This is a genomic window from Thermus caldilimi (genome assembly GCF_004684245.1).
In the GTDB taxonomy this organism is placed as follows: domain Bacteria; phylum Deinococcota; class Deinococci; order Deinococcales; family Thermaceae; genus Thermus; species Thermus caldilimi.
In genome coordinates, this window is sequence record NZ_CP038452.1 from 1822164 (window position 1) to 1835526 (window position 13363).

General features: G+C 65.8%; 14 protein-coding genes and 1 pseudogene. 8 read left to right on the forward strand and 7 right to left on the reverse strand.

Annotation, left to right across the window (positions count from 1 at the left end; all coding sequences use genetic code 11):
• The first annotated feature begins 21 nt into the window (after positions 1-21).
• Positions 22-435, forward strand: a complete 414-nt coding sequence (ndk, locus tag EBI04_RS09535) for a nucleoside-diphosphate kinase (RefSeq protein ID WP_135257261.1) — start codon at positions 22-24, stop codon at positions 433-435.
• An 8-nt stretch (positions 436-443) separates the two neighbouring features.
• Here the strand turns inward: ndk and EBI04_RS09540 are convergent, their stop codons facing one another.
• Complete coding sequence (locus EBI04_RS09540) at positions 444-989, reverse strand: LabA-like NYN domain-containing protein (RefSeq protein ID WP_135257262.1); 546 nt, start codon at positions 987-989, stop codon at positions 444-446.
• 105 nt (positions 990-1094) lie between these two features.
• Positions 1095-2216, reverse strand: coding sequence for an integrase core domain-containing protein (locus tag EBI04_RS09545; protein ID WP_135257263.1), 1122 nt, complete (start codon positions 2214-2216; stop codon positions 1095-1097).
• A 142-nt stretch (positions 2217-2358) separates the two neighbouring features.
• On the opposite strand from EBI04_RS09545, the gene cysK reads away from it, so the two are divergent.
• Entirely contained in the window at positions 2359-3273 is a 915-nt protein-coding gene (cysK, locus tag EBI04_RS09550; RefSeq protein WP_135257264.1) for a cysteine synthase A, read from the forward strand.
• On the opposite strand, the gene EBI04_RS09555 is transcribed toward cysK, so the two are convergent.
• From EBI04_RS09555 to EBI04_RS09575, 5 genes are read right to left on the reverse strand one after another with little or no spacing between them, the layout of a single operon-like run.
• Positions 3270-3923 (reverse strand): outer membrane lipoprotein carrier protein LolA, encoded by a 654-nt coding sequence (locus EBI04_RS09555; protein WP_206202029.1) that lies wholly within the window; start codon positions 3921-3923, stop codon positions 3270-3272. The genes cysK and EBI04_RS09555 overlap by 4 nt on opposite strands.
• Positions 3920-4681, reverse strand: a complete 762-nt coding sequence (locus EBI04_RS09560) for a hypothetical protein (RefSeq protein ID WP_135257265.1) — start codon at positions 4679-4681, stop codon at positions 3920-3922. The genes EBI04_RS09555 and EBI04_RS09560 overlap by 4 nt, the downstream gene beginning before the upstream one ends.
• Positions 4678-5799, reverse strand: a complete 1122-nt coding sequence (locus tag EBI04_RS09565) for an ABC transporter permease (RefSeq protein WP_135257266.1) — start codon at positions 5797-5799, stop codon at positions 4678-4680. Before EBI04_RS09565 ends, EBI04_RS09560 begins: the two co-directional genes overlap by 4 nt.
• Positions 5796-6653, reverse strand: coding sequence for an ABC transporter ATP-binding protein (locus tag EBI04_RS09570; protein WP_135257267.1), 858 nt, complete (start codon positions 6651-6653; stop codon positions 5796-5798). The genes EBI04_RS09565 and EBI04_RS09570 overlap by 4 nt, the downstream gene beginning before the upstream one ends.
• Positions 6640-7242, reverse strand: a complete 603-nt coding sequence (locus EBI04_RS09575) for a TetR/AcrR family transcriptional regulator (RefSeq protein ID WP_135257268.1) — start codon at positions 7240-7242, stop codon at positions 6640-6642. Before EBI04_RS09575 ends, EBI04_RS09570 begins: the two co-directional genes overlap by 14 nt.
• A 78-nt stretch (positions 7243-7320) precedes the next feature.
• On the opposite strand from EBI04_RS09575, the gene EBI04_RS09580 reads away from it, so the two are divergent.
• From EBI04_RS09580 to EBI04_RS09605, 6 genes and pseudogenes are all read left to right on the forward strand, one after another.
• Positions 7321-7983: a PspA/IM30 family protein gene (locus EBI04_RS09580; RefSeq protein ID WP_135257269.1), complete on the forward strand. Its 663-nt coding sequence runs from the start codon at positions 7321-7323 to the stop codon at positions 7981-7983.
• A gap of 149 nt (positions 7984-8132) precedes the next feature.
• Positions 8133-8773: pseudogene (locus tag EBI04_RS13825) on the forward strand (hypothetical protein).
• Between the two features lie 14 nt (positions 8774-8787).
• The gene (gene dxs, locus EBI04_RS09590; protein ID WP_135257270.1) at positions 8788-10635 is read left to right on the forward strand and encodes a 1-deoxy-D-xylulose-5-phosphate synthase; all 1848 of its coding nucleotides are present in this window, start codon (positions 8788-8790) and stop codon (positions 10633-10635) included.
• Positions 10622-11236, forward strand: coding sequence for an MBL fold metallo-hydrolase (locus tag EBI04_RS09595; RefSeq protein ID WP_135257271.1), 615 nt, complete (start codon positions 10622-10624; stop codon positions 11234-11236). Before dxs ends, EBI04_RS09595 begins: the two co-directional genes overlap by 14 nt.
• Positions 11233-12228 carry a hypothetical protein gene (locus EBI04_RS09600; RefSeq protein ID WP_135257272.1) on the forward strand — a complete coding sequence of 332 codons (996 nt, stop codon included), beginning with the start codon at positions 11233-11235 and terminating at the stop codon, positions 12226-12228. The genes EBI04_RS09595 and EBI04_RS09600 overlap by 4 nt, the downstream gene beginning before the upstream one ends.
• 38 nt (positions 12229-12266) lie before the next feature.
• The gene (locus EBI04_RS09605; RefSeq protein ID WP_135257273.1) at positions 12267-13337 is read left to right on the forward strand and encodes a TIGR04053 family radical SAM/SPASM domain-containing protein; all 1071 of its coding nucleotides are present in this window, start codon (positions 12267-12269) and stop codon (positions 13335-13337) included.
• The last annotated feature ends 26 nt before the right edge of the window (positions 13338-13363 follow it).

Genomic DNA, 13363 nt, shown 5'->3' on the forward strand with positions numbered 1-13363 from the left:
ACCTGCTAAACTCCTAGGGGTATGGAGCGCACCTTTGTCATGGTGAAACCCGACGGCGTGCGAAGGGGTCTGGTGGGGGAGATCCTTGCCCGCTTTGAGCGGAAGGGTTTTCGTATCGTGGGGCTTAAGCTTTTGCAGATCACCCAGGAGCTTGCGGAAAGGCATTACGCCGAGCACCGGGAGAAACCCTTCTTCCCCGGCCTGGTGAGTTTCATCACCTCGGGTCCGGTGGTGGCCATGGTGCTGGAGGGGCCAAACGCGGTGGCTGAGGTGCGGAAGATGATGGGAGCCACCCACCCCAAAGACGCCCTTCCCGGCACCATCCGGGGGGATTTCGCCACCACCATTGACGAGAACGTGATCCACGGTTCGGCGAGCCTCGAGGACGCAAGCCGGGAGATCGGCCTTTTCTTCCGCCCCGAAGAACTCCTCTAGGCCGGGGTTTACTCGCCGCTTTCGGGGGCCTGGGGCAGGCTCTGCGCCCGGAGGCGCTCCCAGGGGAAGTCGTCAAGGGGATAAAAGCGGTCCGCCTGCTGGGCCAGGCGGTGGGAGGAAAGGGCGTGAAAGGTGGTGTTTTCCACCTGCTTGCCCATGTCCTGGACCACCTTGACCACCTCGGCGAAGTCCCCATCCCCGGAGACCAAAACCGCCACGTCATAGGCGTCGGCATAGGCCAGGCGCAGGATGTCTATGGCGATCTGGATATCCACCCCCTTTTCCACAAAGCCATCCGCCCGCCTTTCCAGCCTTCCCAGGCGCACGGCCACATAGGGCACCCGCTTCAGGTAGTTGAGGAAGCTCTGGTGGGCCTTGGCGGCGGGGTCTTCCGGAGGGAGGGGGGCATTGTAGTAGTAAGCGCGGAGAAGCTTGCGCCCGGCGGTGAGAAGGCTGATAAACTCCACGAAGTTAAGCCGATAGTCCGGCCCCAGGTGCTGCACCAACCCCTTGTACAGGTTGGAGCCGTCAATGAATATCGCTACCCTTTCCATAATAGACCCGCCCCTTTCCGGGCTCCCTCAGTTTAGCCCAAGGGGGTGAGAAAGTTTATAGCCCACCGCTCCCTAGGGAGCAGTGGGGGAAGGAATAGGCCTTCTTCACGTAGCCCTTTTGGGCGGAGCTATCCTACCACGGTTTTCCCATGAGCGCAAGATGATGTAATTGGCCACCACATTTGAGACACCTTGGGGAACCGACTCCCCCCATATCTTAGCCAGGAACTCCAAGGGAGCAAGGCCACCCAAGGCCCTGTGGGGCCTTCTGCGGTTGTAGTGGTCAAGGTAGGCATTGAGCTCCGCCTGTAGTTCGCTCACCCTCGTGGGCAAAGCTCGGGTATAAAACTCCTCCCTAAAAGTCCGTTGCAACCGCTCCACGTGCCCGTTGAGCTTGGGGCTCCGGGGAGGCAGCACGAAAAGAGCAACCCCCAAACGTCGGCATGTCTCCTCAAACTCCGCCATGAACTCGCTACCCCCATCCACCTGTACCGCCCGGATGGGGAAAGGCGCCTGGGCCACCAGTCGGGACAGAAACTCCCCCGCTAGCCTCGCCGTGGCCCGGCTGTGCACCTCCCCCAGGGCATAGCGGGTAAAGAGGTCCACCGCCGAAAAGTGCCGCACCACCTCCCCCGGTCCCAGGCTCACTATCAAGGTGTCCACCTGTACCAGGTCCCCAGGGGCTTGAGCTTCGTATCCCCGGGGCTTACCCCGGGCGTAGGGTCTCCTAGGTCTTCCCCTGGCCTTCCCTCTCCCCCTCCGGGCCAGAAAGCAGGCCACCCTCTCCACCCGTCCCCTCCCCTCCAAATAGGCCAGAATCCGGCCCACCGTCCGTTCCCCTAGCCGGAAGCCCTCCTGGCGCAAGGTGAGCCAGATGGGCCACCGCCCCCAGGTGGGGTTCTCCCTCCTCAGCTCCTCCACCCGCGAAAGAAGCTCGGGCCTCCAGTGCACCTTTCCCCGCAGGCGCCGGGGGCGGCGGGACTTGGGCTTGAGTCCGGCTAGCCCCTTCTCCCTCAAAGCCCTTTCCCAACGGTAGTAGGTGGCCCGGCTGATGCCTAAAAACTCCCGAATCTCTTCCCAGCTCCGCTTGCTCTCCCGCAGGGCTTTCACCAACTTCACCTTGCGAAGGCGTTCCTGGACATCCGGGTCGCCTGCCCCCGCTTCGGCCAGTCTTGTCCCTTGGCTAGCCCCTTGCCCTATCGCTCGGCCAAACGAGGTAAGCTGCATATGGGGAACCTCCGCTACAGGGTCGGTTCCCCATCTTTTTATCCCATTCAGCGTCTCACATGTGTCTGTCCAGGTTCAGGTGGAGGAAGCTTTCCCCGTATCCAAGCTCTTTCCTTTCCCTTACAGGCCCTATAGTAGGGGTATGCGGGTGGAAACGATCATCGGCAAAACCCCGGTGGTGCGCCTTTTCAAGGTGGTGGAGCCCGACATGGCCGAGGTGTGGGTGAAGCTGGAGGGCCAGAACCCTGGGGGGTCCATCAAGGACCGGCCCGCCTGGTACATGATCCGGGATGCCGAGGAAAGAGGCCTCCTCCGCCCCGGCTCCGGCCAGGTCATCGTGGAGCCCACCAGCGGCAACACCGGGATCGGCCTGGCCATGATCGCCGCCAGCCGAGGCTACCGCCTCATCCTCACCATGCCCGCCCAGATGTCCGAGGAGAGGAAGCGGGTGCTGAAGGCCTTCGGCGCCGAGCTGGTCCTCACCAACCCGGCGAGGCGGATGCTGGCGGCAAGGGAGGAGGCCTTGCGCCTTAAGGAGGACCTGGGGGCCTTCATGCCCGACCAGTTCGCCAACCCCGCCAACGTGCGGGCCCACTATGAAACCACGGGACCTGAGCTTTTTGAGGCCTTAGAGGGGCGGATCGACGCCTTCGTCTACGGCTCGGGCACCGGGGGGACCATCACCGGGGTGGGGCGCTACCTGAAAGAACGCCTGCCAGGGGTGAAGGTTTACGCCGTGGAGCCCGCCCGTTCCAACGTCCTCTCCGGGGGCAAGATGGGCCAGCACCAGTTCCAGGGCATGGGACCCGGCTTCATCCCCGAGAACCTGGACCTCTCCCTTCTGGATGGGGTCATCCAGGTGTGGGAGGAGGACGCCTTTCCCCTAGCAAGGCGCCTCGCCCGGGAGGAGGGGCTTTTCCTGGGGATGAGCTCGGGGGGCATCCTTTGGGCGGCCCTCCAGGTGGCCAAAGAGCTCGGCCCCGGCAAACGGGTGGCCTGCATCAGCCCAGATGGGGGCTGGAAGTACCTCACCACCCCCCTCTACGCCGAACCCTAGCGCCGCACCACCTGGGCGTCCTTGGGGTAGCGCTTGAGATCCTGGGGGCGTAAGGAGGCTTTCTTGAACTCCACCACCCGCAGGTCGGCCATAACCTTCCCTGCCTCGTCCCGGAACACGAAGCGCACGGGCCTGGGGTCGGCCTTCAGGATGTAAAGCTCCAAGGTGGCGAAGCCTTGGCCCTCCTGTGCCCGGCCTACCAGCTTCCAGGCCACCCCCTCCGGCAGGCGCTCCTCCCCCACAAGGCGGAGGCTCACCCGCTCGGAAAGCTCCTTCAGGTCCCCAAGGCCCTGGGGGCTAAACCCCAGGCCCTGCACCTGGGCCTTTTCCTTGGGGCTCACGATAAGCTGGTTCGTGAGGTAAAGGTAGTTCCAGACCTCCTTTTCCGTGATCACCGTGAAGTTTCCCTCGAGGGAGCCTGGCTTCTGAAACTCTATGCGGAAGAGGTTTTCCTTGGGAATGGCCAGCACCCGGGCTTTAAGCTCCTCCAGCCCCCCGGGCCCCTGGATCTGGCCCTGCACCACCGCCTGCCAGGGGTCCTGCAGGTTCCGCTCCACCCGGTCCAGGATCTCGGAAACGCTTTGCGCCAGGGCCAGGCCCAGGGCCAGAAGCAAAACACCCCAGGGTTTTTCCAGAAATCTCTTTCTCATGGCCACCTCCAGGCGTACCGGAGCCAAGCGTAGGGAGCTTCCCTGTACCCTCCCTCGAGGCCCAGGTCCCCAAGCCACACGCCGAGGCTACCCGCAAAGGGATAGGAAAGGATGAGGAAAAGGCTAGCCTCCCCTAAGTAAAGCCCCGCCTCGAGGCGGTTTAGCCCCCCTAAGCGCAGGGCGAGGTCCAACACCTCCATGCCCTCCCCTACCTCCCCCTTCCAGCCCAGGACCAGATAGGGCAGGCCGGAAAAACCCGCCCCCAGGGTATAGGTGGCCTCCTCCCTCAGGGCGTAGCTCACCTCGGCCCGGGAAACCTCCCCCTTTTCCAAGAGAAGCCCCACCACCTCCTTGGGCACCAGGCGGTAGCGCAGGAAAAGCCGACCGAACACCCCCTCCTCGGGAAAAAGAGGGAAAATCCCTTGGGAGCGGTAGCCGAGCCGCGCGGAAAGGGCCAAGGGGCCAGCCCCCCCCTCGGCGAAGGCCATCCCCCCAGGCCCCCCCACCCCCGCCTCGGCTTGCAGGCCATAGGCCAGGTACCCCAAGGGCCCAAGGGCCAGGCTGGAGGAAAACCCCAAGGCCCCCCGGCTTTCCCGCCCCACCTGGAGCCTCAGGTAGGCTTCCCCCGGCTCCAGGGTGAGGCCCGCCTCGAGGGTAGAGGCCCAGCTTCCCGAAACTCCATAAACCCCGGCCTCGAGGCGCCCCTGGGCTAGGGCCAGGCCCAAAGCCAGCAACCCCGACCACCAGATCCTTTTCATGCCACCACCTGCCTTTGGAAACGCACGGAGGCCAGGAGGAGGACCAAGGCGGAAAAGAGGAGAAGGGCTGCCAGGTGGGGCCAAAGCACCGCAAACCCCACCCCCTTGAGCATTACCCCACGGAGGACCTCTATGAGATACCGGGCGGGCACCAGATAGGAAAGGAGCTGGAAGAAGCGGGGCATGCCGTCGATGGGGAAAACGAAGCCGGAAAGGAAGATGGTGGGAAAGGCGTAGGCATAGGTGCCGAAGACCGCCTGCACCTGGGTCCGGGCCAGGGTGGAGATGAGAACCCCCGCGGCCAAGGATCCCAGCACGAAGAGGAACATGGCCAAGAGGAGGAGGGCCAGGCTTCCCCGCACCGGGACCCCAAACACGAAATGCCCCAGGCCCAGCACCAGTAGGGCCACCCCGAAGGCGATGAACAGGTAGGGCAACACCTTGCCCAGCACCATCTCATGGGGGCGCAAAGGGGAGGCCAAGAGGCTTTCCATCATGCGGCTTTCCACCTCCCTCACGATGGACAAAGCGGTGAGGAGGACGGTGAACATGGTGAGCACCAGGCCGATGATGCCGGGGATCATGAACCAGGCCGTCCTGTTCTCGGGGTTGTAGAGGGTGTGCAGGTTGGGGCTCAAGGGGGGCAAAACCGCCTCCCCCGCCATGGCCCGGCCCACCAGGATGCGGGCGTTCACCTCCTGGATGGCCCTCCGCAAGGCCGCCTGAGCCTGGAAGGCAAAGTTGGGGTCGGAGCCATCCACGTAGACCTCCAGGCTCACGCTCTCCCCCCGCCGCACCTTGTCCAGGGCCCCAGGAGGCACCACCAGCCCCACCCGGGCCCGGCCCCGGTCCACCGCCTGCACCACCGCCTCGGGGCTTGCCGCCCGGTGGACCAGATGGAAACGGTCCTCCTTGGTGAGCTCCGCCAAAAGCGCCTGGCTGATGCGGTCCTCTGAAGCATCGTAAACCGCCAGGGGGATGCGGCTAAGGGTGAAGTTGATGGCGTAGCCGAAGAGGAGGAGCATCAGGGTGGGCAGCAAGACGATGAGCCGTGGCAGGACATGGTCCCTCCGGATCTGCAAGAACTCCTTCTCCGCCAGGGCCAGGATGCGGCTCATGGGGCCTCCTTGGTAAGAAGGGTGAAGACGTCCTCGAGGCTGGGCTCCACCTCCTCCAATCCTGCTAAGGGAGCCTCCTTGCGGGCGATGAGCCGCACCCCGGCTCCGCTCTGCCAAGCCTCGAGGACCCCAGGCATCCCCCGGGCCTCCCTAAGGGAAAGCCCCGGAGCATAGAGAAAGCGGGCCCTCGCCTTGGCTAGGGCCTTCAGCTTTTGGGGCGTGCCCGCGGCCAGCACCCGGCCGCCGAAGAGCAGGGCCAGGCGGTGGCAACGCTCCGCCTCGTCCATGGAGTGGGTGGTGACCAAGACCGCCGCCCCCCTCTCCGCCTCCTGATGAATGAGCTCCCACATGCTCCTCCGGGAAAGGGGGTCCAAGCCGGTGGTGGGCTCATCCAGGAAAAGCACCTCGGGGCGGTGCACCACCGCCTGGGCCAGGGCCAGGCGCTGCCGCCACCCCCCGGAAAGATGCCCGGCCAGGGCCTTGGCATAGGGCAAAAGGCCAAAGCGCTCCAGGACCTCCTGGGCCAGGGGGCGGGCCTCCTTGGGCCGGTACAGGCGGGCGCGGAAGAGGAGGTTCTCCTCCACCGTGAGGTCGCGGTAAATGCTTTGCTCCTGGGTGGCGTAGCCGATCCTGGCCTTCACCCGGTGGGGTTCCCTTCCCACCTCAAGCCCCGCCACCCAGGCCCTTCCCCCATCGGGCTGGAGAACCCCGGTGAGGATCCGCACCAGGGTGGTCTTCCCCGCCCCGTTGGGCCCCAGGAGGCCGAAGACCTCTCCAGGGCGCACCTCGAGGCTCACCCGGTCCAAGGCCCTCACGTTACCAAAGCTTCGCGTGATCTCCTCAGCCTGCACCATATCTACCCTCCAGGTACCCCCGCAGGTAGGCCTCCTGGTCCAGGGGGAGGTGCACCCCCAAAGCCTCCCCCAGAAGGAACCGGGCCAGCAAAGGCCCCACAAAGGCCAGGGCCATCTCCTCGGGAGGCTCATCGGTCCGGAGGAAGCCCCGGCGCTGCTGGGTTCGGAAAAAGCCCACCACCCTTTCCAAGACACCCAGGATGCCCTCCGGAGGCCGTGCGCCCCTTAGCCCCGGGTGGCGTAGAAGCTCGGCAAGCAGCTTGGGCAAAAGGGCCTGGTGGGCCTTTAGGAGGTCCAGGTAGGCCTCTAAAAGCTGCCTTAAGCCCTCCTCCAAAGGAGCCTCCTCTGCGGGGAGGCGTTCCAGAAACCCCGCCGGGATAAAGCGGGAAAGGGCTGCCCGCAAAAGGGCCTCCTTGCTACCGAAACGCCGGAAGAGGGTTACCTCATTCACCCCGGCCCGCCGGGCGATCTCCTTGGTGGTGGCCCCCCGGTACCCCCGCTCAGCCAAAAGCTCCAGGGCCGCCCAAAGCAACCCGCGATCGGGATCCTTGTCCAAGCCCTGATCCTCCGGCCCGGCAAGTAAGTGCATACTTACAGGGCAAGCCTATCCCCTTTCTCCCCATGGGTCAAGGGTGGGTGTGGCATACTCAACCTAGGAGGAAAAACCATGACCCTACTGGATCGCCTAAGCCGCCTTATCCGGGCTAACCTCAACGACCTTCTGCGCCGGGCCGAGGACCCGGAGAAGATCATCAACCAGGCCCTGGAGGACATGAAAGAAGCCCTAAGGGAGGCCCGGGAGCAGGTGGCGGCCGCCATGGCCGAGGGCAAGCGCCTGGAACGGGAGGTGGAAAGCCACCTGCAAGAGGCTACCCTCTGGGAGGAGAAGGCCAAAGAAGCCTTGAAGGTAGGCCGGGAGGACCTGGCCAAGGAGGCCCTTAAGCGCAGGAAGCGGGCTCTGGACCTAGCCGAGGGCTTCCGGCAGCAGGCGGCGGAACAGAAGGCCCTCATCGACCGCCTCATGACCCAGCTCAAGGCCTTGGAGGCCAAGATCGACGAGGCCGAGGCCAGGAAAAAACTGCTTCTCGCCCGCAAGAAGGGGGTGGAGGCCGCCGAGGCTGTGCGGCGCATGGAGTCCCGCTTGGACCAGCACCCGGCCCTCGAGGCCTTTGAGGAGATGGAGGCCCGCATCCTCTCCATGGAGGACCGGCACGAGGCCTTGAAGGAGCTGGATGGCCAGGACCTGGAAAAGGAGCTCGCCGCCCTCTCCGCGGAAAAGGATCTGGAGGAGGAACTCGCCCGCCTGAAACGGGAGCTTGGCCAGTCCTGAAGCCCCCATACCCCTCCCCTTGCGGCCCAGGCCAGCGGGGCCGGACGGAACAAGCCCAGCTCAAGGGCCTGAGAGGGGCCAAAGGTGCCCCACCGCCTTGGGGAAAGTGTTGGCCAGCCCACGGGCAAAGGGGGAGTAAACTCCGTACCATGAGGCGGTACCTTATGGCCCTTGCCCTCCTTCTGGCCGCCTGTGCCCCTCAGGCCACCCAGGCCCCCGAGGCCCGGCCCCTTCTTAAGGAAACCGCCTTCTACCCCGTCACCACGGGCCTGGAGTGGGTCTATGTGCCCGAAGGAGAGGCCCTTTCCTCCCCACCCTACCGGGTGCGGGTGGAGGGCCCGGCCCTTTACGAGGGGCAGGAGGCGGTGCGCTTCCGCAGCTTCGGCCGGGGGGAGGACCGGGCCTACTACCGGCAGGTGGGGGCCTTTGGCGTGCGGCTTTTGGGCTTCCAGGATCCCTCCGCCCGGGTGGTCTTCACCCCCCCCATCCTGGAGTACCCCCCGGAGGCCCTCCTAACCGTGGGCTACCGCTGGGGGGCAGGGTAACGGTGCGGGTGGAACTTCTCACCCCTGGGGGACGGGAGCCCCTGGCCCAGGGGGGCCTGAGCTATACCATGGAGGTGTTGGAGGAGCGGGAGGTACGCCTGCCCGCCGGGGTCTTCCAGGTGTACCGCATCCGCCAGATCTACCAGGACGAGCGCGGCCAGGATGCCCGGGAGGTCTGGTTCGCCCCCAGGGTGGGGGAAGTGCGCACCCGGGAAGGCCGCATTCTGGTGGAGAAGAATTTCTAGCTAGGGGGGAAACGATGGTACTGGACAAGGTGAATAACCCGGACGACCTGAAGGGCCTGACCCTCGAGGAGCTCCAGGCCTTGGCCGAGGAGCTCCGGAGCGAGATCATCCGGGTCACGGCGCAAAACGGGGGCCACCTGGCGAGCTCCCTGGGGGCGGTGGAGCTCATCCTGGCCCTGCACAGGGTTTTCCAATCCCCTAAGGACCGCCTTATCTTCGACGTGGGCCACCAGGCCTACGCCCACAAGCTCATCACCGGGCGCAAGGACCGCTTCCACACCCTAAGGCAGGAAGGGGGGCTTTCCGGCTTCACCAAGGTTTCCGAGTCCGAGCACGACGCCATCACCGCCGGGCACGCCAGCACCTCCTTGGCCCACGCCTTGGGCATGGTCCTCGCCCGGGACCTGGCGAAGGAGGACTACCACGTGGTGGCGGTCATAGGGGATGGGGCCCTCACCGGGGGAATGGCCCTGGCCGCCCTCAACAAGATCGGGGAGCTGGGCAAGAGGATGCTCATCATCCTGAACGACAACGAGATGAGCATCTCGGAAAACGTGGGGGCCCTCAACAAATATTTCAAAGAACTTCAGATAAGAAAGTGGGTCCAGGACGCCGAGAAGCTGGGCCGGAGCATCCTGGAACACATCTCCCCCAAGCTCTTCGGCCTGGTGGACCGGGCCAAGGAGGCGGCCAAGCTCATCCTCCACCAGGAGAACCCCTTCTACGCCTGGGGAATCCGCTACATCGGCCCCGTGGACGGCCACGACCTCAAGGGGCTCATCCACATCCTGGAGCACCTCAAGGAACTGGACGGCCCTACCCTGCTCCACGTGGTCACCAGGAAGGGAAAGGGCTACAAGGTGGCCGAGGCCGACCCCATCTACTGGCACGGGCCCTCGGGCTTTGACCCCCTTAAGCCGGAGAAGGTTTCCAAGGGCTACACCTGGAGCCAGGCCTTCGGGGACGCGGTCACGGAGCTGGCCCACCTGGAACCCCGCCTCTTCGTCCTCACCCCGGCCATGCGGGAAGGCTCAGGCCTGGTGCGCTACTCCCTGGAGCACCCCGAGCGCTACCTGGACGTGGGCATCTGTGAGGACGTGGCGGTGACCACGGCGGCGGGCATGGCCCTAAGGGGCCTGAAACCCGTGGTGGCCATCTACTCCACCTTCCTGCAGCGGGCCTACGACCAGGTGATCCACGACGTGGCCATCGAGAACCTGCCCGTGGTCTTCGCCATCGACCGGGCGGGGGTGGTGGGGGCCGACGGGGCCACCCACCACGGGGTCTTTGACCTCGCCTACCTGCGCACCATCCCCAACCTGCAGATCGCCGCCCCCAAGGACGCCTGGGAGCTCAGGGCCATGCTGCGGAAGGCCCTGGAGATCGGGGGGCCCATCGCCCTCCGCTACCCCCGGGACAACGTGGAGCGGGTGCCCGAGGGCACCTGGCCGGAGATCGCCTGGGGCACCTGGGAGGTGCTCAAGGAGGGCACGGAGGCCTACATCCTGGCCTTTGGCAAAACGCTGAGGTACGCCCTCGAGGCCGCTGCCGACGACCCCCGGGTGGGGGTGGTGAACGCCCGCTTCCTCAAGCCCCTGGACAAGGAGATGCTAAGGAGCCTTGCCGGCTACAAGCTCCTCACCGTGGAGGACCACCAGAAGATGGGCGGCTTTGGGAGCGCGGTCCTCGAGGCCCTGAACGAGATGGGCTTAAAACCCGAGGTGCGGGTTCTGGCCCTCCCCGACCGCTTCCTGGAGCACAGCTCCATCCCCAGCCTCCACCGCCAGGCGGGAATCGACGCGGAGGGCATCCGGAAGGCCCTCCGGGAAATGGGCATCCATCCCGCTTATGAGCGGGCCTGAACTCCTGCGCTTCGCCGCCAACCTCTACCGGGTGCCGACGGAAGAGGGGTACTTCCTGGTGGACGCAGGGCTTTCCTGGGAGGCGAATCGGCTTCTCTCCCTCCTGGAACCCCCGCCCAAACTCCTCTTCCTCACCCACCACCACCTGGACCACGCGGGCGGGGCCAGGGTCCTTTGGGAGCGGTTCCGCCTCCCCGTCCTGGCCCACCGCCAGGAGTGGCCCTACCTGACCAAGGAAAAGCCCCGCCCTCCCCTACCCATACCCCTCCTGGGCCCCTGGCTCGCCAACCTGGCCCCGCCCCTTCCCCGGGAAGCCCTGAGGCCAGTGGAGGAGGGGGAAGAGGTCTTCGGGTGGCGGGTGGTGGCGCTTCCCGGCCACACCCTGGGCCAGGTGGGGCTTTTCCGTAAGGGCATCCTCATCGCCGGGGATGCCCTTAGGGGCCGGGGGCTTCCCCCCAGGTTCATCAACGAGGACCCAGAACTTACCAAGAAGACCGTGCGCAAGATCCTGGACCTGGGGGTGGAAAGGGTTTATGTGGGCCACGGAGGGCCCCTCTCCCGGGCCGAGGTGGAGGCCCTGGCCCGTAGACTGGGGGTATGAAACAACTCCTCGCCCTCTTTTCCCTGGGCCTCCTCGCCCTGGCCCAGGAGGTGGTGGTCTACCCCGGCTTCGCCGAGGTGAAGGAGCCCGTGGTCCTGCCCCCCTCGGCCTGGGTCTACCTGGCGGGGGAGAAACTGGGCCGCATCGTACCCGGTTCGCTACGGCTTGTGGGGGTGGAGGAAACGGAGCGGGTCTACCAGGGCACGGCGGTCCTCTTCCGCTACCTAGGGGAAGGGCCCGCCACCTTGCGCTACCTGTACACCGGGCTTTCCGGGGAGGTCTTTTACACCCTGGAGGAGGGAAGGCTCACCCTCTGGGCCCGGCTCCGGCTGGAGGGAAGCCCCCTGGAAGCCAGAAAGCTCACCCTGCTCGCCGGGGAAGCCCCCCTTCTCGGTGGGGCCGAGGCCAAGGGGATACCCATGCGGGCCTTGGCCGAGGCGCCTTCGGGGGAAAGCCCCTTTGGCCTCTTCCGCTACCCGCTACCCCCGGGCCGGCTGGAACCCGGCACCACGGAGATTCCCGTCCTCAAGGCCCAGGTAAGCCCAAAGCGGCTTCTCCGCTACCAAGGACCCTTCCGCACGGACAGGTTCCTCCCCCTGGAGCGGGGCTACCGCTTCCAGGCCCCTTTCCCCCTGGCCCCGGGGGGCCTGGAGGCGGCGGAAGGAGGCCTTTTCCTGGGCCAGGCCCCGCTTCCCGCCACCCCCGAGGGAGAGGTGGCCGAGGTGTGGCTGGGGCGGGACCTCGAGGGCCGGCTGGAACGGTCGGTGAGCCTGCTGGGCCAAAGCGAAAAAGAAGCCACCTACCGGGTGGAAACCCGCTTTAAGAACCCCTACCCCTACCCCGTGGCCCTCCTCCTTTCGGAAACCTTCCCCCAGCCCTTCCGCCTGGACTTCCCCGAGGCCGCCCACCTGCCCCAGGGCTACCGCCTGGAAATCCCCCTTAAACCCGGGGAGTCCCTTACCCTGGTCTACCGCCTCACCCTTCCCCGCTAAGGACATCTGCCCCGACCCCCAGGCGGCATCCTGGAGGCATGAAGCCCGACCTTCACCGCTTCCCCCTCCTGGTGGCCTGGGAGATGACCCGGGCCTGCCTGCTCGCCTGCCAGCACTGCCGGGCCTCGGCGGTGCCCGATCCCTTACCCGGGGAACTCACCACCGAGGAAGGCTTAAGGCTCTTGGAGGAGCTCGCCACCTACACCCCCAAGCCCATCCTCCTGCCCACGGGAGGCGACCCCCTGGCCCGGCCCGACCTCTTCCTCCTTCTGGAGGAGGCCCAGCGTCTGGGCCTTAAGGTGGGGATCACCCCCGCCGTCACCCCCCGGCTCACCCGGGAGGTGGTGGAACGCTTCAAGGAGCTTTCCGTACACCAGATGGCCATCTCCCTGGATGGGGCGAGCCCCGAAAGCCACGACGGCTTCCGCGGGGTGCCGGGCACCTTCGCCCTGGCCCTCCAGGCCCTGGAATGGGCCCGGGAGGTGGGCCTCATGACCCAGGTGAACACCACCGTCACCCGAAAGACCAAAGGGGAACTCACCGGCATCGCCGAGATCCTGGCGGCCAAAGGGGTGGCCACCTGGGAGGTCTTCTTCCTGGTACCCGTGGGCCGGGGGGCCCTCTTGGAGCAGCTTTCCCCCCAAGAATACGAGGAGGTGATGCACCTCCTTTATGACCTTTCCCGACGCTACCCCTTCAAGGTGCGCACCACCGAGGGCCCCATGTTCCGCCGGGTGGCCCTGGAGCGCCGGAGGAGAGACGGGGGAGAGGATGGGGCCCTAGTGGGGGAGGGGCGGGGGGTGCACCTCTCCGACGGCTTCGGCTTCGTCTTTGTTTCCTCCACGGGGGAGGTGTATCCCTCGGGGTTTCTTCCTCTCTCCGCCGGCAATGTGCGGGAGAAACCCCTTCTGGAGATCTACCGGAATAGCCCCCTTTTCCTCGAGCTCCGCAACAAGGGCCTTCTCAAGGGAAAGTGTGGGGTCTGCGAGTACCGGGAGCTTTGCGGGGGAAGCCGGGCCCGGGCCTTTGCGGAAACCGGGGACCACCTGGCCGCCGACCCCCGATGCGCCTACCTCCCTAAGGGCCTAGGACAAATGCCCCTGGCCTAAGGGGGGCGGGGTTCTCCATAATGAGG